Genomic DNA, 20,272 nt, shown 5'->3' on the forward strand with positions numbered 1-20,272 from the left:
GGACCGGGTTCCGGTCCCCCCTTTGTCGCATTCGACTCGTATACGACCCAGTGCGCGCCGCCCCCAGGTCACGAAGGCTGTTGGAGGAAGGCGATGAGCGCGGCCGTGAGCTGCGCGGGGGCGTCCTCCTGGACGAGGTGGCCCGCGCCGGGGATCGGTTCGAATCGCGCGCCTGGGACGAGAGCGGCGAGCTCGCGCCCCTTCGCCACCGGGATCCAGGTGTCGTCCTCGCCCCAGCAGACGAGCGTGGGGATGCCGATCCCGGTGTAGTGGTCCTGGATCTCGTCGGTGTAGCGCTGGTCCGCCTGGGCGATCTGCCGGTAGAAGGCCGCCTGGCCGGGGCCGTCGAGCCAGGGCTCGACGAGCCGGTCGAGGACCGCGGGGTGAAGGCCCGGGCTGCTGGCGGACCCGACGTACTCGCGCACCAGCGCGCCGTGCAGGGCGGGCGGTAGCCGCTCGAACACGTCGGCGTGCTCGCCGACGAGCCGGAAGAACGGGGATCCCCACGGTGCCAGTGCGACCGGATCCACCACGGCGAGGGCCCGGTAGCGGGCGCCGTGCAGCAGATGCGCCCGCAGGGCGACGGCGCCGCCGAAGTCGTGGGCGACCACGAGGGGTTCCGCAAGGCCCCAGTGGGCCAGGAGTTCGGTGAAAACACGGCCCTGCGCGGCCAGGGACACGTCCTGTCCCGCCGCCTTCTCGGAGGTTCCGTAGCCGGGCATGTCCCAGACGAACACCTGGTGGTGACGGGCGAGCGAGCGGGCGACGGCACGCCAGACGTACGACGAGAAGGGGGTGCCGTGCAGCAGGACGACCGGCGGCCGACCGGGCGGCCCCAGCCGGTCCCAGCGGACGTCACCTGCCGTGCTGGTGAAGGTTCGGGTCAGCTGCCAGTCGGTGTCGGTCGCCATCCTTCTCCCGGTTCAGCCGCCCAGCCGGTCCAGCAGCGCGCGGCGCCACTGCTCCGTCTCGGCGATCTGGTTGAAGGTGAACAGGTGCAGGCCCGCCACCCCCGCCGAGGGTGCGGTGAGGGCCTCCTCCGCGCGGGTCAGCAGCCGATCGGGGGCATACCCTCCAGGAGCCGCGAAACGCGCGAACCACGAGGCGTGCTTCGTCAGGAAGCGCGTCGACTCCCCCACCCCGATCTTCGTGGCCATCGCCAGCAGCTTCGCCCGCTGCACGGGCCCCGCGATGCCCACCTGGACCGGCAGGGCGACCCCCCGCCGCCGTATACGAAAGATCCAGTCCCCCAGCACCCGTGGGTCGAAGCACAGGTTGCTCACGATGTACGTGGCGTGCTCGCGCTTGTCCCACATCGCCTGGATGGTGACGTCGTCGTGGATGAGCGGATGGCTCTCGGGGTAGCCGGTGACGCCGACGTGGGCGAAGGGGCCGCCCAGCTCGCTCAGCCTGCGCAGCACCGGCAGCGCCCCGTCGTAGACGCCGGCGGGCGGATCGGAGTCGCCGGCCGGCACGAAGACGTCGTCCACGCCCGCCTCGCGGAGCCGGTCCGCGACCTCTTTCAGGTGCAGGTCGTCCCGCAGCAGCCGCGCCGGCACATGCGGGACGACCCGGTAGCCGTGCGCCGCCAGCCGGCCGGTCAGGTCGAGGGTCGGTTCCAGGCCCTTGACCGGCGACGCCGTCACGGTGACGACGACGTCGCGCGGGACATGGGCGAGCACCTTGTCCTCGGTCGCCTTCGCGGGCAGCACCTCGTAGCGGACGCTGTCCAGCAGCGCCCGGAGCCCTGTGGTTCCCAACGCCTACTCCGCCTGCTTCTGGACGTCACGGTGGCGGTAGTACGCGGCCTTCGACGGCGCGAGCGGCTCCTTGCCGAGGATCAGGTCGGCGGCCTTTTCTGCGATCATCATCACGGGAGCATAGATGTTGCCGTTGGTGACGTAGGGCATCACCGACGCGTCCACCACGCGCAGGCCCTCCACACCGTGCACCCGCATGCTGGCGGGGTCGACGACGGCCATCTCGTCGGTGCCCATCTTGCAGGTGCAGGACGGGTGCAGGGCGGTCTCGCCCTCCTTCGCGACCCAGGCGAGGATCTCCTCGTCCGTCTCCACCTTCGGGCCGGGCGAGACCTCACCGCCGTTGTAGGGGGCGAGCGCGGGCTGGTTGAGGAGCCGCCGCGCCACCCGGATCGCCTCGACCCATTCGCGGCGGTCCTGCTCGGTGGAGAGGTAGTTGAAGCGCAGCGCCGGGTGTTCGCGCGGGTCCTTGCTCTTGATCTTCACCGAGCCGATGGCGTCCGAGTACATGGGTCCGACGTGGACCTGGTAGCCGTGACCGCCGGCGGGCGAGGAGCCGTCGTAACGGACCGCGATCGGCAGGAAGTGGAACATCAGGTTGGGGTAGTCGACGTCCTCGTTGCTGCGGGCGAAGCCGCCGGCCTCGAAGTGGTTGGTGGCGGCCGGGCCCTTGCGGAAGAGCCACTGCAGTCCGATGAAGGGGGCGCGCCACTTCGCCATGTACGGCTGCATGGAGACGGGTTGCCTGCAGGCGTACTGGACGTAGACCTCCAGGTGGTCCTGCATGTTCTCGCCGACGCCCGGGAGGTCGTGGACGACGTCGACGCCGAGGGCGCGCAGTTCCTCGGCATTGCCGACGCCGGAGAGCTGGAGCAGCTGCGGGGAGTTGACGGCGCCGCCGCAGAGGATGACCTCCCCGGCGCGGACCTGCTGGAGCGCGCCCCGGCCGCGCCGGTACTCGACGCCGACGGCGCGCTTGCCCTCGAAGAGGACGCGGGTGACGAGGGAGCGGGTCCTGACGGTCAGGTTCGGCCGCTTCATCGCGGGCTTGAGGTACGCCTTCGAGGCCGACAGTCGGCGACCGCGGTGGACATTGCGGTCGAACTTCGCGAAGCCTTCCTGCCGGTAGCCGTTGACGTCGTCCGTGGGCGCGTAGCCCGCTTCCTGGGTGGCTTTGAGGAAGGCGCCGAAGAGAGGGTTGGTCGCCGGGCCGCGTTCGAGGACGAGGGGGCCGTCGTGGCCGCGGAACTCGTCGTCCGGGTCGGCGGCCAGACAGTTCTCCATGCGCCGGAAGTACGGCAGACAGTGGGCGTAGTCCCAGGTCTCCATGCCGGGGTCGGCCGCCCATCGCTCGTAGTCCATGGGGTTGCCGCGCTGGAAGATCATGCCGTTGATGCTGCTGGAGCCGCCCAGCACCTTGCCGCGCGCGTGGTAGACGCGCCGGCCGCCCATGTGGGGCTCGGGTTCGGACTCGTACTTCCAGTCGTAGAACCGGCTGCCGATCGGGTAGGTCAGCGCCGCGGGCATGTGGATGAAGACATCCCACGGGTAGTCCGACCGGCCCGCCTCCAGGACCAGCACCCGGTTGGCCGGGTCGGCGGAGAGCCTGTTCGCCAGTGCACTGCCCGCCGAACCGCCACCGACGATGACGAAGTCGTACTGCAGGGGAGCCATAGTGCCTCGTCTCGCTCGCGCCGTAGATGTGCGAGGCATGCTAGACCCGGTCGCGCCATACGCACCAGGTTGCGAACGACGCAACTTCCGAGGCCTCGTTTCAACGGCATTACTTGCAGTGGTGTTGTTTACTACGCGTATAGTTTCACTGTGAGCAACTACAGCCCTGACACAGAAACGTCGAATTCACAAGCGGGCGGCGTGCAGTCGGTGGACCGCGCCATCAGCGTTCTGGAGATCCTCGCCCAGCGCGGTGAAGCGGGCGTCAGCGAGGTGGCGGGCGAGATCGACGTGCACAAGTCCACCGCCTTCCGCCTGCTCGGCGCCCTGGAGGCACGCGGGCTGGTGGAGCAGGCCGGCGAGCGCGGCAAGTACCGGCTCGGCTTCGGCATCGTTCGCCTGGCCGGCGCGGTCACTGGCCGTATCGACATCACCCAGCAGGGCCGTCCGGTCTGCGAACGTCTCGCCGAGGAACTCGGCGAGACCGTCAACATCGCGGTCATGCAGGAGCACTACGCGATCAACCTGTACCAGGTACGCGGTCCGGGAGCCATCACCGCACACAACTGGGTCGGCCAGCTGACTCCCTTGCACGCCACCTCAAGCGGCAAGATTTTGCTGGCGTACATGCCTGCGAAGGAGCGCGCCGCACTGCTGGCCTCCACCGGCATGAAGAAGGTCACCCCGCGCACCATCACCGCGAAGACGAAGCTCGAGAAGAACCTCGCCGAGGCGCGGGAGCGGGGCTACTCCTTCACTCTGGAGGAGTTGGAGGTCGGTCTGCACGCGATGGCCGCCCCGGTCCGCAACCGTGACGGCGAGGTCATCGCGGCGCTCAGCGCATCCGGACCCGGGTACCGGCTCACCGAGGAGCGCCTGCACGAGCTCTCCCCGGTGCTGCTCAAGGGCGCCCAGGAGATCAGCCACCGGATGGGCTACCTGGGCTGACTCACCCCCGAGGGGTGCCCAGGCGCTCGTTCACCCAGTCGTGAAAGGCGCCGATGTGGTGCTCGCTGGGCACCAGTACGCCGCCCTTGGCGTACATCCGGGAGCTCATCGCGGGCTGGGTGCGCTCGCAGGCGTCGAAGTCCTGCTGGTTGACCCGGTGAAAGAGTTCCACGGACCGGCTGACGTCTTTCCCGCTCTCGACGACATGCGGCAGATACAGCCAGTCGCACTCGACGATCGTGCGGTCCACGGACACCGGATACATCCGGTGGAAGATCACGTGGTCGGGCACGAGATTGATGAACACCTGGGGCCTGACGGTGATCGCGTAGTAGCGGCGGTCCTGGTCGGCGGCGACCCCGGGAATGCGGTCCAGGCCCTCGGTGCCGTCGACGGTGAAACCCTGGACGTCCTCGCCGAACTCCGCGCCGTGACCCACGTAGTACTGGGCGGCGTAACCGTCCGCGAACTCCGGGAGCACCTCGGTGAGTTCGGGGTGGATGGTGGCGCAGTGGTAGCACTCCATGAAGTTCTCGATGATGAGCTTCCAGTTCGCCTTCACGTCGTACACGATCCGCTTGCCGACGGAGAGGTTGTCGATGTCGTAGTGCTCGATCGACTCGACATCGCCCAGGCGGGCAACGATCTCACCCATGACCTCCTCCTCGAAGGAGGGCGGGTTCTCCGCGAGACAGACCCACACATAGCCGAGCCACTCGCGCACGGCCACGCTCACCAGGCCGTACTCGGTACGGCCCACGTCGGGCATCTTGGTGAGGTTGGGCGCCGCGACGAGCTTGCCGTTCAGGTCGTACGTCCAGGCGTGGTACGGGCACTGGAAGGCCCGCTTGACCTCGCCGGTCTCCTCGGTGCAGAGCTTGGCCCCGCGGTGCCGGCACACATTGAAGTACGCGCGTATGGAGTTGTCCCGGGCCCGGGTGACGAGGATGCTCTCGCGGCCCACGTCGACGGTGCGGAAGGCACCGGGCTTCGCCAGCTCACAGGCGCGCGCCACGCAGAACCACATGGTCTCGAAGATGCGCTCCTGCTCCTGGGCGAAGATCCCCGGGTCCGTATAGGAGGAGCCGGGGAGAGTGGCGATCAGGCTGTCCGGCAGGCTGGTCGAGGTCACGGTGCACTCCTCGGGAGAACGTCGTGGAGGGGTCATTCACGCGCCGGGAAGAGCGACTCCGGACGGTGTTGTGAAGGGAGCGTTGCGTATGAAGCGTTGTGTATGAAGCGTTGCACACAAGTGTTTCGCATGGAGCAACATCGCGTGTGATACGCAACCGCAGCATGAGATGCCGCTGAGGCGGTGTCAAGACGCGTCGGCGGCGAGTTCCTTGCGCCGGCGCATGAACAGCCGCGGCTGGTTCATCCCGAGCACGGCGACCGGGCGCCCGGCCCGCCGGTAGACGGCCAGGACGTCGCGGTCGTCGGCAGCGCCTGCCTCGATGGTGACGCTGTCCGCGCCGGCCGCGTGACCGGCGAACTGGATCTTCACGCCGTACTGGTCGGACCAGAAGTACGGCGGCCGGGGCACACCCGGTTGCACCGCACCGCCCGCCAGCAGCGTGGCGACCGCGGCGTCGGGGCGCTCGCGCGCACCGGTCCAGTGCTCGACACGGCGATGGAGACCCGCGCGCGGGTCGTACCAGTTGGCACAGTCGCCGACCGCGACCACCCCGGCCAGGTTGGTGCGGCCGTCGGCGCCGCACTTGACGCCGTTGTCGAGGGCGATGCCGGAACCTTCCAGCCACTCGACGCACGGGCGTGCGCCCACACCGACCACGACGATGTCGGCGGGGAGGCCTCGGCCGTCCTCCAGCAGAACGGCGTCGACCCGGGTCTCCCCGCTCAGCCCCTTGACACCCACACCGCACACCAGCCGCACGCCGTGGTCGGCGTGGAGGGCGGAGACGATGGCGCCCATGGTCTCGCCGAGCGGTCCGGCGAGCGGTGTCGGGGCCGCCTCCACGACGGTCACGTCGAGCCCGAGGGCGTACGCGGTGGAGGCGACCTCGGCTCCGATGAAGCCGCCGCCGATCACCACCAGCCGTCCGCCACGGGCCAGTTCGTCGCGCAGGGCGCGGGCGTCGTCCAAGGTGCGCAGGGTGTGCACTCCGGCCAGCCCCTCGGAACCGGGCAGGGTGCGCGCCGCGGCGCCGGTCGCGATGACGAAGCCGTCGGCGTGCACCTCCCGCCCGTCGGCGAGCCGGACAGCACGGCCGGCGTGGTCGAGTTCGACGGCCTGGGCACCGAGCAGCCACTCCACCCCCAGGTCCTCGCCGTCCGCCTCCAGGGCGAGTTCACCCTCACCGAGGGTGCCGGCCAGGAACTCCTTGGACAGCGGGGGCCTGTCGTACGGGCGGTGGAACTCGTCCCCGATGACGACCAGCCGCCCGTCGTAGCCCTGCTTGCGCAGTGAGCGCGCCGCCGACAGACCGGCCAGTGAGGCGCCGACCACGGCGACGGTCCTCACGCGGGACCCCCGGCGAGCCGGGCTGCGATGCACGGCGGCAGGTTGGGCGCATCCATGGACAGGCGGACGTGGATCATGCCGTCCTCGACGAAGACCTCGTGCGTCCGGACCGGAAGCTTGGCCGGCGGGGCGTCGACCGCGCCGGTCCTCAGGTCGAACTTGGAAGCATGCAGCGGGCATTCCACCTCGCAACCCTCCAGCCAGCCGTCGGCGAGCGACGCGTCCTGGTGGGTGCAGGTGTCGTCGATGGCGAAGAGTTCGCCGTCGTCGGTGTGGAACACCGAGACCGGCGGATCGATGTCGAGCCGGTGGGCCTCGCCTCGCGGAAGGTCCTCGAGACGGCACGCGGGAATCATCATGACACCTCGGGTGCGTATAACGAAACGGATTGCGGTAAGCGCAACATCAGTCTGGGGTCGCCCAGAACCCTTGTCAAGGCGTTCAGAGGGCACTCCGCAGCCATTCATTTCGTTGCGCCATAGAGAACTCAACTCACATAGAACAACAGCAGCCCGCCGCATCGACTCGCGATGACCACGAGTCGAGGGCGGGCGTGCGAGGGTCGCCGGTGGGCGTCAGAAGCCGCGGTCGAGCCACTCCTGCAGGTGCGGGGCCTCGGCGGCGACGGTGGTCGTCGCCCCGTGTCCGGTGTGCACGACGGTGTCTTCCGGAAGCGTCAGCAGCCGGTCCCGGATCGACTCGACGATGGTCGGGAAGTGGCTGTACGACCTTCCGGTCGCCCCGGGCCCGCCGGCGAACAGCGTGTCGCCGCTGAACAGGGCCGCCAGGGCAGGGGCATACAGGCAGACCGCGCCGGGGGCGTGGCCCGGTGTGTGCAGCACGGTCAGCTCGACGCCGGCCACCGCGATGGTCTGACCGTCGGCCAGTTCGGCGTCCGGCGCCCTGTCGGGGTGGGTCTGCTTCCACAGCGGCAGGTCGTCCGGGTGGAGGAGGACCGGGGCTCCGGTGCGCTCGGCGAGGGCGGGCGCGGCATCGATGTGGTCGTTGTGGGCGTGGGTGCACACAATGGCCCGCAGGGTGCGCCCGCCGACGGCTCGGGCGATGGCCTCGGCGTCGTGCGCGGCGTCGATGACGATCGCCTCGGTGTCGTCTCCGACGATCCATACGTTGTTGTCGACGTCCCAGGTGCCACCGTCCAGCGAGAACGTCCCGGAGGTGACGAGGTGTTCGATGCGGGCGGCCATCAGAGGACCACCACCGACCGCAGCACGTCACCGTGGTGCATCCGCTCGAAGGCCTTCTCGACCTCGTCCAGCGCGATGGTCTCCGTGACGAAGGCGTCCAGGTCGAGCCGACCCTGGAGATAGAGGTCGATCAGCATCGGGAAGTCCCTGCTCGGCAGGCAGTCGCCGTACCAGGAGGACTTCAGCGCGCCGCCGCGGCCGAAGACGTCCAGCAGCGGCAGGTCGAGCTTCATCTCCGGGGTGGGCACGCCGACCAGGACGACCGTGCCGGCGAGGTCGCGGGCGTAGAAGGCCTGCTTGTACGTCTCCGGGCGGCCCACCGCCTCGATGACGACGTCGGCGCCGAAGCCGCCGGTCAGCTCGCGGATCGCCTCGACCGCGTCGGCTTCCTTGGAGTTGACGGTGTGGGTCGCGCCCAGCTTCGCGGCGGTCTCCAGCTTGCGGTCGTCGATGTCGACGGCGATGACCTTCGCCGCGCCCGCGAGGTTCGCCCCGGCGATCGCCGCGGCCCCGACACCGCCGCAGCCGATGACGGCGACCGAATCACCCCGTCCGACGTTCCCGGTGTTGATGGCCGCGCCGATGCCCGCCATCACGCCACACCCCAGCAGACCGGCGGCCGCCGCCGACGCGGTCGGGGAGACCTTGGTGCACTGCCCGGCCGCGACCAGCGTCTTCTCCGCGAACGCGCCGATGCCCAGCGCCGGTGAGAGCTCGGTGCCATCGAGCAAGGTCATCTTCTGCTTGGCGTTGTGGGTGTCGAAGCAGTACCAGGGCCGTCCACGCAGACAGGCCCGGCACTGCCCGCACACCGCACGCCAGTTGAGGATGACGAAGTCGCCGGGAGCGACGTCGGTGACCCCCTCCCCCACCGACTCCACGACCCCCGCGGCCTCGTGGCCCAGCAGGAACGGGAAGTCGTCGTTGATGCCGCCCTCGCGATAGTGCAGATCGGTGTGGCAGACCCCGCAGGTCTCGATCTTCACCAGCGCCTCACCCGGACCCGGGTCGGGCACGATGATCGTTTCCAGGCTGACGGGGGCGCCCTTGCCCCGCGCGACGACAGCACGGACCTGATGCGTCATGGCCACTCCTCGGCTGGTTCGAGACTTGAATCAGATGTTGCTCATTACGGCACACACCTCGCGTGTCGCAACACAGCATCCTGGATGCGCCGACCGGGGGTCAAGGAGCGCGACGACGGTGCCCTCGGCCGGGCGGGAGCGTGGCACAGCGGCGCCAACGCCCCGCCGCTCTCAGTGAGGGGAGGAGGTGGGCTGCGCGGACTGCTGGGACGGCGTGGAGTCCGGGCCGTGGGTGGAGGTGGCGGGACCGACGCGGAGCCTGACGTCGCCGTCGCGCTTCTCGTGACCCGACCATCGATCACCGTAGCGATCGGACACTGCTGGACCACGTCGAAGACCCACACCGGGACCCCGCCGGCGCAGACGGACCGTCCAGCCACCGCCTCGGGGAATCACCCCACGCCACCGGCTGTTGTCCGCAGTGGCAGCCCTGCCCGAACCCATGGAGGCCCAGCGTGTACGGCGACCCTGCGACAGTGCGCAAGATCCTCACCGAGGTCGGTGACACCTGGGCCATCGTGGGCCTGTCGACGAACGAGCGGCGTGCGGCATACGGGGTCGCCGACGTCCTCCAGCGCTTCGGCAAGCGCATCGTGCCCGTGCACCCGAAGGCGGAGACGGTCCACGGGGAACAGGGATACCCCTCGCTGGAAGCGATCCCCTTCGAAGTCGACGTCGTCGACGTGTTCGTCAACAGCGACCTCGCCGGGGCCGTCGCCGACGAAGCCGCGGCCATCGGCGCCAAGGCCGTCTGGTTCCAGCTCGGCGTCATCGACGAGGCCGCCTACGACCGCACCCGCGCCGCCGGCCTCGACATGGTCATGGACCGCTGCCCGGCGATCGAGATCCCGCGCCTGGGCTGACCGGGCGGCGACACTTCGCCGCCGCACCGAGCACCCCGGAGCCCTCCACTCCCCTCCCTTCCCCACGTCAGCCGCCCCATAATGCTCGGGTGACTTCCGCCTCCCCCCACACCAACTCCGGTGCCCCGCAACGCTTCCCGGTCGTCATCCTCGGCGCCGGACCGGCCGGTCTCACCATCGGCAACATCCTGCGGGCGGCGTCCGTCGACTGTCTGGTCCTGGAGATCGAGACACGCCCGTTCATCGAGCAGCGGCCGCGGGCCGGGGTCCTCGAGGAGGGGGCCGTACGCGGACTCCAGCAGCGGGGCCTCGCGGACACCTTGCTGGAGCGGGCGCAGCGACACAGCGAGTGCGAGTTCCGGTTCGCCGGGGAGCGCTACCGGTTCGCGTACGCGGAGCTCACGGGGGTTCATCACTGGGTCTACCCCCAGCAGTTCCTGGTGACGGACCTGGTGCGCGAGTACGCGGACGTGCGTGGCGGCGCCATTCGCTTCGGCGTACGGGACGTGGAGCTGCACGACCTCGACACCGACCGCCCCTCGGTGTCGTACACCTGCCCCGAGACGGGTCGACGGGAGGTCGTGCACTGCGACTTCGTGGCGGGTTGCGACGGGGCGCGCGGGGTGACGCGCGCCGCGCTGCCGGCCGACCGGGCCCACATCTCCCGCAGTGACTACGGCATCGGCTGGCTGGCGCTGCTCGCCGAGGCGCCGCCGTCCTCCGACTGCGTCCTGTTCGGCATGCATCCGAACGGGTTCGCCGGGCACATGGCGCGCAGCGCCGAGGTGACCCGCTACTACCTCGAGTGCCCGCCCGGCGACGACCCGGAGAGCTGGCCGCACGACCGGGTCTGGACGGAGCTGCAGCAGCGGCTCGGGGCGAACGGCGCGCCGCCGCTGACGGAGGGGCGGCTGATCGAGAAACGCGTCCTCGACATGCACAACTACGTGGTCGAGCCCATGGTGTTCGCCCGCCTCTTCCTGGCCGGCGACGCCGCCCACCTGACCGCCCCCATCGCCGCCAAGGGCATGAACCTCGCCCTGCACGACGCCTTCCTGCTCGGCGACGGACTCGTCGCGCACCTCACGAAGGGCGACGGCACCGGCCTGGACGGCTACTCGGAGGCCTGTCTCGGCCGGGTGTGGGACTACCAGGAGTTCTCCCACTGGCTCTCCGAGGTCTACCACGGCACGTCGTCGGGCGATCCCTACCGCGCGGGCACCACCCTGGCCCGTCTCCGCCGTATCTTCGGCTCCTCGACGGCGGCCAGGGCGTTCGCCGAGCAGTACCTGGGCAAGAACGCCGACTACTGACTACGCCTCGTCACCGAGGTCGCCTTCGAGGACGGTCCGGGGGATCGGGGGGCGGTCCCAGAGGGCGAGGATCTCGTTGGCGAGGTCCACGATCGGGAGCGGGTGCTGATCGCCGCGCACCTCGATGGCGGCGGCCGACAGGCTGCGCGGGACGGCTCCGGCATCGAGGAGAACGCGCCACTCCCGCGGCCCGAGCTCCAGGAACTCGAGCCCGGTCAGCTCGGCGATCTCCAGCGGGTCGGCGAGCGTGCCCGGGTAGGCGGTGAGGGTGCGCAGGCGGGGCAGGCCGGTGACGGGGGCGAGGCTGAGCGGCTCGCCGTCCCACCCACCGATGGACAGGACCTCCAACTCCGGGTGTGCGGCGGCCAGGACACTCGGCAGGCTTGCCCTGTTGACCCTGGCCACGGCCGGCAGCTCGTCCCCGCGCCGGCCGGAGTACCAGTCCTCGCGCCGGTTCAGCACCAGGTCGGTGAGCGACTCCGCGAGCAGGTGTGCGCCGATGTTCTCCTCGTGATCGAGAACGATGATCTGCCCCGGGTGTCCGTGCGGACCGGGAGTCAGGTCGACTGCGATCCGGTCGCCGCCGCCGGTGTCACCGAAGACGAGCCACCCGGGCGAGCCGACCACCCCTTGCACCACGGCGTCGGGCGGGGTCACGACCGCTTCCATGGCCGCGAACCGCCACGAGCAGGGACGGCTCGGCGCGTCGGCGACGTACAGGCCGTCCAGGGAGAACAGCTCGCAGCCGACGGCGTCGTGGACACGCTCCGCCGTCTCGTAGTCGCCCCAGTCCTCCCACCGCGCCCGCGTCACCCGATAGAGCCCTTTGAGCTCGTCGGGCAGCGCGACGCCGAGGCGGGCTTCCGCGGCGGCGATCTCCACCTCGGTCGCGCCGATGGCATCGGGGATGCGCTCGCGCAGCGTCCGCTCCAGCGCGGCCGGGTCCGCCGACGGGGACGGCGCCGCCCCGGGCACGGGTACGGGCAGACGGCGCCAGGGCTCTGGGACGGCCCCCTCGACCAGCACGAGCGCACTCGGGTGCGGGCCGCCGATGCCGGGCTCCACAGCTGGGCTGGGCCCGAGCAGATGGAGTACGGTCCGCCCGGCCGCGGAGATCTCCGCCCCGAACGAGACACCGTCGACGCCGGCCTCCGCGAGCGCGCCCCGCACCCGCTCCGCCGCATCGAACTCGTCCTGGTGGTCCTCGACTTGGGCGGCTCGCCCGGGACGCGGACGTCGGCGCCGCAGGGGAAGACTCCACCCGTGATGGTCGATGCGTCCCGCCACGTGGCCGCCCGGCGCGGCGAGGCTCTCCGCGTTGCTCGCCCTCAGGAGCCGCAGCACGGGCTCCCAGGTGGCAAAGTCGTGTATCGAGGGCAACGGTGGCCTCCGGTCGTTCCGTCGGGCGTGGCGGAGCCGATTATCACCGAAGCCGGCGCTCGGTCAGACGTGCAGGTCAGACGTGCAGGTCAGTCGTGCAGGGGCCGGTCGCTGAGCCGGTGGTCGGCCACGTTCAGCGCCTCGTCGACGAGGCGGCGCAGATGGGCGTCGCGCAGGGAGTAGATCACCCGACGCCCCTCCTTGCGCGTGTTCACCAGCCCCGCGAGACGCAGCCGCGCCAGATGCTGGCTGACGGCGGGCCGCGCCGCGCCGCAGGCCTCGGTGAGCGTCGTGACGTCGGCCTCTCCTGCCGTCAGGGCATGCAGCAACGTGAGGCGGGTGCGGTCGCCGAGCAGGGCGAGGAGTTCGGCGGCGAGCGCGAACTGTTCCTCGCCCGGGGTGCGCGGGTGCGCATCGAGTGCAGGTGATAGGTGCATGCGTGCGCTCATACGCACATAATGGCGTCGTGGGCGGTCACGCGTCCACTCCCACGCACCTGAAGGGGATCGCTGTGAGCGACGGCCACTCGCACGGGCACCACGACCACCACGAGCAGGCACACGGACACGGACACGGACACCCGCACACGCAAGGGCACGGGCACAGCCATCCCCCGTCCCCCCTCCGCCACCGCCTCGCCCACCTCCTCAAACCCCACTCCCACGAGACGGCCGACAAGCTGGACTCCGCCCTGGAGTCCTCGGCCCGCGGCATGCGCGCGCTGTGGGTGTCGCTGGCCGTGCTCGGGGGGACGGCGCTGGCTCAGGCGGTCGTGGTGGTCGCCTCCGGTTCGGTGGCACTGCTCGGCGACACGGTGCACAACACCGCGGACGCGCTGACCGCCGTACCGCTCGGGATCGCCTTCATGCTGGGCCGGCGCGCGGCGACGCGTCGCTTCACCTACGGCTACGGGCGGGCCGAGGACCTCGCGGGCATCGCCATCGTGCTGACGATCGCCGCGTCCGCGGCCTTCGCGGCGTGGACGGCCGTCGACCGCCTCCTCGATCCGCGCCCCGTGGCACAGATACCGGCCGTCGCCGTGGCCGCGCTCGTCGGGTTCGCGGGCAACGAGTGGGTGGCCCGCTACCGGATCCGGGTCGGCCGGGCGATCGGCTCGGCCGCGCTCGTCGCGGACGGACTGCATGCCCGTACGGACGGATTCACCTCACTGGCCGTCCTGTTGAGCGCGGGTGGCGCGGCGCTGGGGTGGCAACTCGCGGACCCGATCGTGGGGTTGGCGATCACGGCCGCGATCGTGCTGGTGCTGCGGGACGCGGCGCGCGAGGTGTTCCGGCGGGTGATGGACGCCGTGGACCCGGCCCTCGTGGACCGGGCCGAGCAGGCGCTGCGAGAGGTCGCGGGCGTGCGTGAGGTGGGCGAGCTGCGGTTGCGCTGGATCGGCCACCGGCTGCGCGCCGAGGTGGCGGTCGTCGTGGACGGCGAGGCGACGGTACGGCAGGCGCACGCCATCGCCGTCGACGCCGAACACGCCCTGCTGCACGCCGTGCCCCGGCTCACCGCGGCCCTGGTGCACGCCGACCCCGCACCGGTGCCGGGCGAGGCGGATCCGCACCTGGCCCTCGCGCACCACACCGCGGCCTGAGCTCAGGCGACGCCGAGCCCCTCCAGTACGACCGCCCCCGGCAGCTGGGCGAACGCCTTGCCCGGCACCAGCAGTTTGCCGCGCCGGCGCCCGCTGCCGACCAGGACGTACGGGAGGTCGACGACGGCCGAGTCCACCAGCACCGGCCAGCCGTCGGGCAGTCCGATCGGAGTGATGCCGCCGTACTCCATGCCGGTCTCGCCGGTCGCCGTGTCCATCGAGGCGAACGACGCCTTGCGGGCGCCGAGTTGACGGCGCACGGCACCGTTCACGTCGACCCGGGTGGTGGACAGCACCACGCACGCGGCCAGCGTCGTCTCGCCGCCGCGCTTGCCCGCGACGACCACGCAGTTCGCGGACCGCTCGAGCAGTTCCTGCCCGTAGTGCTCCACGAAGACGGCGGTGTCGGCCCACTGCGGGTCGGTCTCGACGTAGACGATCTGGTCGGCGGGGACGCTGCCGATCCAGTGGCGTACGGCGTCGGCGACCGGGCGGGTGAGGTCGTCGAGGCAGTCGGGAGCGGGGGTGGCGTTGTCGAAGCGTCCGATGGGTGCGTCCATGACCGCACGCTAACAGCACCGCGCGGGCCGTCGGCCGGGTATCCCGGGCGGGTATCTCAGCGGACGGGCGGCACCGACACCGCGAGCACCCACTCCGTCGGGACGTCGCCCCGATTGCCGTATGTGTGGGGGGCGTTGGCCTCGAAGGTGGCGCTCGCGCCGGCCGGGACGCGGTGCTCCGTGTCCTCGACGGTGAGGGTCAGCTCGCCCGCCGTGACATGGACGATCTCGAAGGTGCCGGCGGGGTGCGGGTCCGAGCTGCTGCTCTCGCCCGGCATCAGCCGCCACTCCCACATCTCCAGCGGGCCCGGCGCCTCGGTGCCCGCGAGGAGCCTGCTGTAGCTGCCCGCGTCGGTGTGCCACAGCCGTACCACCTGGTCGGCCGAGACGACGCGTACCTTCGGGCCCTGCTCGTAGTCCAGCAAGGTGGTGATGCTGATCCCGAGCGCGTCGCCGATCTTGATCACCGTGCCGAGGCTCGGGTTGGTGCGTGCCTGCTCGATCTGGATGAGCATGCCGCGGCTGACGCCGGCCCTGGCCGCGAGCACGTCCAGGGTGAAGCCGCGCACCGCCCGCCAGTGCTTGACGTTGCGCGCCAGGGACTGGGTCAGCAGGTCGAGGTCCGCCACATTCCGTCCATTGTCAGTCGCCCATCACTTTTCGGAGTCAAATATTCTGGATGACAGGGTTCAGTTCACTGCACTACGGTGGGATGGACCCCATCGTGCACCGAACTGTACTGCGAGGCACCCGTGACAGCACTCTTCGCCTTGGCCACCAGCCTGTTGTGGGGGCTGGCCGACTTCGGCGGCGGACTGCTGACCCGGCGCACCCCGGCGCTCACGGTGGTGGTCGTCTCGCAGGCGATCGCCGCTGCCGTGCTCGGCGTGATCGTGGTGGCCACCGGTGGCTGGAGCGAGGCCGGTGACCAGCTGTGGTTCGCGGTCGCCGCCGGCGTGGTGGGCCCGGTCGCCCTGCTCTGCTTCTACAAGGCGCTCGCGCTGGGCCCGATGGGAGTCGTCTCCCCGCTCGGCACCGTGGGAGTGGCGGTCCCGGTCGGTGTGGGCCTCTTCGTCGGTGAGCGGCCCGGCCTGATGCAGGTCGCGGGGATCGCGGTCGCCGTGCTCGGTGTCGTACTCGCGGGCGGACCGCAGCTGCGGGGCGCGCCGGTGCAGCGGCAGGCGATCCTGCTCACGCTGGTCGCGGCCTTCGGCTTCGGCACGGTGTTCGCACTGATCGCGGAGGCGTCGACCACCATCACCGGCCTGTTCCTGGCGCTCTTCGTACAGCGCGTGGTCAACGTCGCGGCGGGCGGCCTCGCGCTGTACGTCTCCGTGCGGCGGGGCGGCGCCGCCCTTCCGGACGGCGGCTTCCCCTGGCGTTCACTGCCGGCGCTCGCCTTCGTCGGCCTCGCCGATGTCGCGGCGAACGGCACCTACGTGGTCGCCGCCCACCTCGGCCCGGTGACCGTGGCCGCCGTGCTGGCCTCGCTCTATCCGGTGGTGACCGCCCTGGCCGCGCGCGGCGTACTCAGGGAGCGGTTGCAGACGGTGCAGGCCGCGGGTGCGGGGCTCGCGCTGGTGGGCACCCTGCTGCTGGCGACCGGCTGACTCAGGACTCCGCGTCCACCTGAGCCAGTCGAGCAGCCGCCTCCCCGTCCAACGCGGCCAGTTTCGCCGCCGTCTCCTCGTCCAGCTCGGCCAGCGCCTGTAGCTGCTCGGGCGTGACACCGTCGGGGATCGGCACCGGCGCCGGGGTCCGCAACGGCGGCTGCCAGCCGTCGTCGGGCGTCCAGCGCCGTACGACACGGGCGGGCGCCCCCGCCACCACGGCGTGATCGGGCACTACGCCCCGGACCACCGCACCGGCCGCGACCACCACGTTCCGCCCGATCCGCGCGCCGGGCAGGATCACGGCCCCGGTGCCGATCCAGCACCCCGGGCCGATCTCGACCGGCTCCATGCGCGGCCACTGCTTGCCGATGGGCTCGTGCGGGTCGTCGTACGAGTGGTTCGTGGACGTGACGTAGACGTACGGCCCGAAGTAGCAGTCGCTGCCGATGGTGACCGTCGTGTCGGCGATGACATGGCTGCCGCGGCCCAGCACGACGCCGTCCCCGATGCGCAGGATCGGCTCCGGGCCGAGGTCGAGGTCGGGCATCAGACCGGCGGTCAGCGTCACCTGTTCGCCGACGATGCAGTGGGAGCCGAGGTGGATCCAGGGTTCGCCGAAGACCGTGCCGAGCGGGAAGGCGAGGCGGGTGGCTTCGCCGATCGAGCCGAAGTGGAATCGGCCGGGGTTCTCGGCGGTCACCGAACCCGTGCGCTGCGCCCAGGCCCAGCCCGCGTGGACGGCGCGCTGCGTGAGGCTGCGCCGCCAGGACGAGAACGTGTTCTTGCGCTTGAGCACCCGCTTACCGTACTGAGCGTTCGGCTCCCTCATGCGGTCGAGGGCCTGTGATCTTCGCCCCACCGGGTGTCGTACGGTTCGTCTACTACGTCGGCGGCAAGGAGAGGGCGATGACGCACAAGGCGCTGGTCATGGGTATCGGGGGCAGGGAACCGAAGATCGACGGGGAGGCTTTCGTGGCGCCGACGTCGTCGGTGATCGGCGACGTGACGCTTCAGGCGGGGGCCAGTGTCTGGTACGGCGCGGTGGTGCGGGGTGACGTGGAGCGGATCTCCGTGGGGGCCCAGTCCAATATCCAGGACAACTGCACGCTGCATGCCGACCCCGGGTTCCCGGTGAGCATCGGGGAGAGGGTGTCGGTCGGTCACAACGCCGTCGTGCATGGGGCGACTGTCGGGGACGACTGCCTCATCGGGATGGGGGCGACTGTGCTGAACGGTGCCGTGATCGGTGCCGGGTCTCTGGTGGCCGCGCAGGCGTTGGTGCCGCAGGGGATGCAGGTGCCGCCCGGGTCGCTGGTGGCGGGGGTGCCGGCGAAGGTCAGGCGGCCTCTGAGCGAGGAAGAGCAGCAGGGCGTCACACTCAACGGAACCATGTATGCCGAGTTGGCGAAGGCTCATCGGGAAGAGCACGGGGAGTAAGGCTGTGTGCGGTCTGCGGGCCGCATGTGGCTGGTCGCGCAGTTCCCCGCGCCCCTTGAGGGCGCCTCAGTCCCTGGCAGGAACAGGTTCCGGTTCCGGCTGTGCGGTCTGCGCCTTCTTGGCCTTGCGCTTGATGATCAGCATCGACGTGAGGCCGATCAGGACCGCTGCCACCAGGCCCAGCCACGAGAAGCGCTTCAGCCAGGACTCGGCGACCACTCCCACGTAGTAGATGACCGCGGTCGTGCCGCCCGCCCAGAGGATGCCGCCGAAGACGTTGGCGATCAGGAACTTCCAGTACGGCATCCGCAGGACGCCCGCGAGAGGGCCGGCGAAGATGCGCAGGAGGGCGACGAAGCGGCCGAAGAAGACGGCCCACATGCCCCACTTCTGGAAGGAGCGCTCGGCGGTGGCGATGTGGCCCTCGCTGAAGTGCTTGGGGAATTTCCTGCCCAGCCAGGCAAGCAGCGGGCGGCCGCCCTTGCGGCCGATGGCGTAGCCGATGGAGTCGCCGATGATCGCGCCCGCGCTCGCGCAGGCGCCCAGCACGAAGGGGTTGATCTCACCGTGCTGTGAGGCGAGCAGCGCCGAGGAGACCAGGACGATCTCGCCGGGCAGCGGGATGCCCAGGCTCTCCAGACCGATGACCACGCCGACCAGCAGATAGATGGCGAGCGGTGGCACCGTTTCGAGCCATTCCTGGACGTGCAACGCCGCTTCCTCCCCTGTACTGGACCCTGAGTTCCCGGCGCACGCTCAGCTGTGAGCGTGCGCCGGGGAAGCCTACCCGTTCTGGGTGACGGTCCCGTTCTGTGTGACGGTCTCGGAGTCCCAGAGGTTGCACTGGTGCGCCCGGTGCACTGTGGTGCTCGGCACGTTCCCGCCGACGGACGTGGTGCGCAGCCTCAGCACAGCCCCCGGCCGGGTCGGCATCGCGGGCTGGCCGGCGGCACGCGGCACCCCGTCCCGGACGAAGGAGCCCCAGTACTGGATCATCTGCCGCGCCAGCGTCCGCTGCTCGGCGTTCAGCGGTGACGGAAGGCCGAAGTGCTTGAAGAGGTACTGCACCTCGTTGACGTGGGTCGCGCCGAAGTCGAAGTCCGTGCCGAGGTTGCGCAGGGAGGCGAAGGGCGGGGAGGTGCGGTCGGCGAACTCGTACGCGTAGACCTTGCCGCGTCCGGCGAGCGTGCCGTCGAGGCGCAGGGCCGGGCAGGCGAAGCGCTGATCGCCCTGGGCCGTGGCGTACGCGATGGTCGGGGAGGGGTACGACGACAGGGGGTAGCGTGCCAGCGCCTCGTCGCCGTAGTCCGTCCGCATGACGGTCGGGTACTGGTCGGCGGTGAGCGGGGTGCCGTTCAGATCGAACCGGCCGAAGGCGAACAACCGTCCCTCGTCCTGGTTGGCCCCGTTCATGACCGGCACACCGGCTGCGGCCCCCTGCGCGAACGCCTCCTCCGGCTGGCTCGGCAGGAAGGCGCCGCCGACCACCGGCGCCCAGTCGAAGCCGCTCTGGGCGGCCAGGATCTCGGCGGCCGGCTTGGCGCGCAGACAGGCCAGGTCGGCACAGCCCAGCTTCTGCGCGAAGGCGGCACCCTGCGCCACGGCCGACGCGTGCACACGCGCACCGCAGTCGCCGTACGCCCCGCTCTGGATGATCGCCGCCCGGAACAACCCCTTCGCCTCGGGCGAGGCCAGCTGGGTGCAGACCGAGCGGCCGCCCGCCGACTCGCCCGCGATGGTCACGCGGCCCGGATCGCCGCCGAAACGGCCGATGTTGGCGCGCACCCAGCGCAGGGCGGCCTGCTGGTCGAGCATGCCGAAGTTGCCGGAGACCCCGTCGTGCGCCTCGCCGTCGAGGCCCGCCGTGGCGAGGAAGCCCATCGCCCCGAGGCGGTAGTTGACGGCCACGACGACGGTGCCGGTCTGCCGCGCGAAGGCGTCCGGGACGATGTCCTGGCCGGCTCCGGCGGTGAGGCCTCCGCCGTGGAACCAGACCAGTACGGCCCGGCGTGCGGCGCCTTCGGGGACGTACACATTGAGGTCGAGACAGTCCTCCGTGTGGCTGGGCTGCTCATAGCCCGGGTCCCAACTCGCGCCCTGCACACACTTGTTGCCGAAGTCTCCTGCCGTACGCACGCCTTGCCAGGGCCGGACCGGCCGCGGCTCCTTCCAACGAAGCTCTCCGACGGGCGGCTCGGCGTAGGGGATGCCGAGGAACTGCCGCCCCTCGGCGGTGGTTTCTCCTCTCACCCAGCCCGATCCGGTACGGACGACAGGGGGGTCGGCGGCCTGCGCGGGTACGGGAGTGATGAGCGCGGCCGCGAGGGCCATCAGTGCGACGGACATACG

21 protein-coding genes are annotated in these 20,272 nt (G+C 70.8%); 6 read left to right on the forward strand and 15 right to left on the reverse strand.

All coding sequences use genetic code 11. The features are described from left to right. Positions 1 to 68 precede the first annotated feature (68 nt). Genes AB5J49_RS06930 through betA form a run of 3 tightly spaced genes read right to left on the reverse strand, consistent with a single transcriptional unit; the run spans position 69 to position 3,434 of the window. A complete protein-coding gene (locus AB5J49_RS06930; RefSeq protein ID WP_369167559.1) occupies positions 69 to 911 on the reverse strand; it encodes an alpha/beta fold hydrolase in 843 nt (280 codons plus the stop codon). Between the two features lie 12 nt (positions 912 to 923). Beyond that, positions 924 to 1,760 (reverse strand): 5,10-methylenetetrahydrofolate reductase, encoded by an 837-nt coding sequence (locus tag AB5J49_RS06935; RefSeq protein ID WP_369167561.1) that lies wholly within the window; start codon positions 1,758 to 1,760, stop codon positions 924 to 926. A gap of 3 nt (positions 1,761 to 1,763) precedes the next feature. Further along, complete coding sequence (gene betA, locus AB5J49_RS06940; protein ID WP_369167563.1) at positions 1,764 to 3,434, reverse strand: choline dehydrogenase; 1,671 nt, start codon at positions 3,432 to 3,434, stop codon at positions 1,764 to 1,766. A 201-nt stretch (positions 3,435 to 3,635) separates the two neighbouring features. On the opposite strand from betA, the gene AB5J49_RS06945 reads away from it, so the two are divergent. After that, on the forward strand, positions 3,636 to 4,382 hold the full coding sequence (locus AB5J49_RS06945; RefSeq protein WP_369175067.1) for an IclR family transcriptional regulator: 747 nt from the start codon (positions 3,636 to 3,638) through the stop codon (positions 4,380 to 4,382). Position 4,383: 1 nt separating this feature from the next. Here AB5J49_RS06945 and AB5J49_RS06950 read toward each other — a convergent pair whose 3' ends face one another. From AB5J49_RS06950 to AB5J49_RS06970, 5 genes are all read right to left on the reverse strand, one after another. Continuing rightward, entirely contained in the window at positions 4,384 to 5,514 is a 1,131-nt protein-coding gene (locus AB5J49_RS06950) for an aromatic ring-hydroxylating dioxygenase subunit alpha (RefSeq protein WP_369167565.1), read from the reverse strand. A 186-nt stretch (positions 5,515 to 5,700) separates the two neighbouring features. Then, a complete protein-coding gene (locus AB5J49_RS06955; protein ID WP_369167567.1) occupies positions 5,701 to 6,864 on the reverse strand; it encodes an NAD(P)/FAD-dependent oxidoreductase in 1,164 nt (387 codons plus the stop codon). Continuing rightward, positions 6,861 to 7,223 carry a bifunctional 3-phenylpropionate/cinnamic acid dioxygenase ferredoxin subunit gene (locus tag AB5J49_RS06960; protein ID WP_369167569.1) on the reverse strand — a complete coding sequence of 121 codons (363 nt, stop codon included), beginning with the start codon at positions 7,221 to 7,223 and terminating at the stop codon, positions 6,861 to 6,863. The genes AB5J49_RS06955 and AB5J49_RS06960 overlap by 4 nt, the downstream gene beginning before the upstream one ends. 216 nt (positions 7,224 to 7,439) lie before the next feature. Beyond that, a complete protein-coding gene (locus AB5J49_RS06965) occupies positions 7,440 to 8,069 on the reverse strand; it encodes an MBL fold metallo-hydrolase (protein WP_369167570.1) in 630 nt (209 codons plus the stop codon). Next, positions 8,069 to 9,154, reverse strand: coding sequence for an S-(hydroxymethyl)mycothiol dehydrogenase (locus AB5J49_RS06970; RefSeq protein WP_369167571.1), 1,086 nt, complete (start codon positions 9,152 to 9,154; stop codon positions 8,069 to 8,071). The genes AB5J49_RS06965 and AB5J49_RS06970 overlap by 1 nt, the downstream gene beginning before the upstream one ends. A 455-nt stretch (positions 9,155 to 9,609) precedes the next feature. On the opposite strand from AB5J49_RS06970, the gene AB5J49_RS06975 reads away from it, so the two are divergent. Then, entirely contained in the window at positions 9,610 to 10,017 is a 408-nt protein-coding gene (locus tag AB5J49_RS06975) for a CoA-binding protein (RefSeq protein ID WP_369167572.1), read from the forward strand. Positions 10,018 to 10,106: 89 nt separating this feature from the next. Further along, the gene (locus AB5J49_RS06980; protein ID WP_369167573.1) at positions 10,107 to 11,330 is read left to right on the forward strand and encodes a 4-hydroxybenzoate 3-monooxygenase; all 1,224 of its coding nucleotides are present in this window, start codon (positions 10,107 to 10,109) and stop codon (positions 11,328 to 11,330) included. Here AB5J49_RS06980 and AB5J49_RS06985 read toward each other — a convergent pair whose 3' ends face one another. Together AB5J49_RS06985 and AB5J49_RS06990 are read right to left on the reverse strand one after the other, a co-directional pair. Further along, complete coding sequence (locus AB5J49_RS06985) at positions 11,331 to 12,710, reverse strand: SMI1/KNR4 family protein (protein WP_369167575.1); 1,380 nt, start codon at positions 12,708 to 12,710, stop codon at positions 11,331 to 11,333. Positions 12,711 to 12,799: 89 nt separating this feature from the next. After that, a complete protein-coding gene (locus AB5J49_RS06990) occupies positions 12,800 to 13,159 on the reverse strand; it encodes an ArsR/SmtB family transcription factor (protein WP_369167576.1) in 360 nt (119 codons plus the stop codon). Between the two features lie 62 nt (positions 13,160 to 13,221). Here AB5J49_RS06990 and AB5J49_RS06995 point away from each other — a divergent pair, with 62 nt between their 5' ends. Continuing rightward, complete coding sequence (locus tag AB5J49_RS06995; protein WP_369167577.1) at positions 13,222 to 14,313, forward strand: cation diffusion facilitator family transporter; 1,092 nt, start codon at positions 13,222 to 13,224, stop codon at positions 14,311 to 14,313. Between the two features lie 2 nt (positions 14,314 to 14,315). On the opposite strand, the gene AB5J49_RS07000 is transcribed toward AB5J49_RS06995, so the two are convergent. Further along, the gene (locus tag AB5J49_RS07000; protein WP_369167578.1) at positions 14,316 to 14,873 is read right to left on the reverse strand and encodes a YbaK/EbsC family protein; all 558 of its coding nucleotides are present in this window, start codon (positions 14,871 to 14,873) and stop codon (positions 14,316 to 14,318) included. A gap of 56 nt (positions 14,874 to 14,929) precedes the next feature. Continuing rightward, complete coding sequence (locus AB5J49_RS07005; RefSeq protein ID WP_369167579.1) at positions 14,930 to 15,502, reverse strand: helix-turn-helix domain-containing protein; 573 nt, start codon at positions 15,500 to 15,502, stop codon at positions 14,930 to 14,932. 123 nt (positions 15,503 to 15,625) lie between these two features. Between AB5J49_RS07005 and AB5J49_RS07010 the strand changes: the two genes are divergently transcribed. Further along, positions 15,626 to 16,483, forward strand: a complete 858-nt coding sequence (locus AB5J49_RS07010) for an EamA family transporter (RefSeq protein WP_369167580.1) — start codon at positions 15,626 to 15,628, stop codon at positions 16,481 to 16,483. A gap of 1 nt (position 16,484) precedes the next feature. Here AB5J49_RS07010 and AB5J49_RS07015 read toward each other — a convergent pair whose 3' ends face one another. Then, positions 16,485 to 17,282, reverse strand: a complete 798-nt coding sequence (locus AB5J49_RS07015; protein ID WP_369167581.1) for an acyltransferase — start codon at positions 17,280 to 17,282, stop codon at positions 16,485 to 16,487. Positions 17,283 to 17,392: 110 nt separating this feature from the next. Here AB5J49_RS07015 and AB5J49_RS07020 point away from each other — a divergent pair, with 110 nt between their 5' ends. After that, positions 17,393 to 17,923: a gamma carbonic anhydrase family protein gene (locus AB5J49_RS07020; RefSeq protein WP_369175068.1), complete on the forward strand. Its 531-nt coding sequence runs from the start codon at positions 17,393 to 17,395 to the stop codon at positions 17,921 to 17,923. A 66-nt stretch (positions 17,924 to 17,989) separates the two neighbouring features. Here AB5J49_RS07020 and AB5J49_RS07025 read toward each other — a convergent pair whose 3' ends face one another. Further along, a complete protein-coding gene (locus AB5J49_RS07025; RefSeq protein WP_369167582.1) occupies positions 17,990 to 18,634 on the reverse strand; it encodes a DedA family protein in 645 nt (214 codons plus the stop codon). 72 nt (positions 18,635 to 18,706) lie between these two features. After that, positions 18,707 to 20,269, reverse strand: a complete 1,563-nt coding sequence (locus AB5J49_RS07030) for a carboxylesterase/lipase family protein (RefSeq protein ID WP_369167583.1) — start codon at positions 20,267 to 20,269, stop codon at positions 18,707 to 18,709. Positions 20,270 to 20,272: the final 3 nt, after the last annotated feature.

Source organism: Streptomyces sp. R28, assembly GCF_041052385.1.
In the GTDB taxonomy this organism is placed as follows: Bacteria; Actinomycetota; Actinomycetes; order Streptomycetales; family Streptomycetaceae; genus Streptomyces.

What these genes read in the sequence shown, in the direction of transcription:
- AB5J49_RS06930 (WP_369167559.1), bottom strand. Translation starts at nt 911, where the DNA reads ATGGCGACCGACACCGACTGGCAGCTGACCCGAACCTTCACCAGCACG.
- betA (WP_369167563.1), bottom strand. Translation starts at nt 3,434, where the DNA reads ATGGCTCCCCTGCAGTACGACTTCGTCATCGTCGGTGGCGGTTCGGCG.
- AB5J49_RS06960 (WP_369167569.1), bottom strand. Translation starts at nt 7,223, where the DNA reads ATGATGATTCCCGCGTGCCGTCTCGAGGACCTTCCGCGAGGCGAGGCC.
- AB5J49_RS06965 (WP_369167570.1), bottom strand. Translation starts at nt 8,069, where the DNA reads ATGGCCGCCCGCATCGAACACCTCGTCACCTCCGGGACGTTCTCGCTG.
- AB5J49_RS06970 (WP_369167571.1), bottom strand. Translation starts at nt 9,154, where the DNA reads ATGACGCATCAGGTCCGTGCTGTCGTCGCGCGGGGCAAGGGCGCCCCC.
- AB5J49_RS06990 (WP_369167576.1), bottom strand. Translation starts at nt 13,159, where the DNA reads ATGAGCGCACGCATGCACCTATCACCTGCACTCGATGCGCACCCGCGC.
- AB5J49_RS07000 (WP_369167578.1), bottom strand. Translation starts at nt 14,873, where the DNA reads ATGGACGCACCCATCGGACGCTTCGACAACGCCACCCCCGCTCCCGAC.
- AB5J49_RS07020 (WP_369175068.1), top strand. Translation starts at nt 17,393, where the DNA reads ATGACGCACAAGGCGCTGGTCATGGGTATCGGGGGCAGGGAACCGAAG.
- AB5J49_RS07030 (WP_369167583.1), bottom strand. Translation starts at nt 20,269, where the DNA reads ATGTCCGTCGCACTGATGGCCCTCGCGGCCGCGCTCATCACTCCCGTA.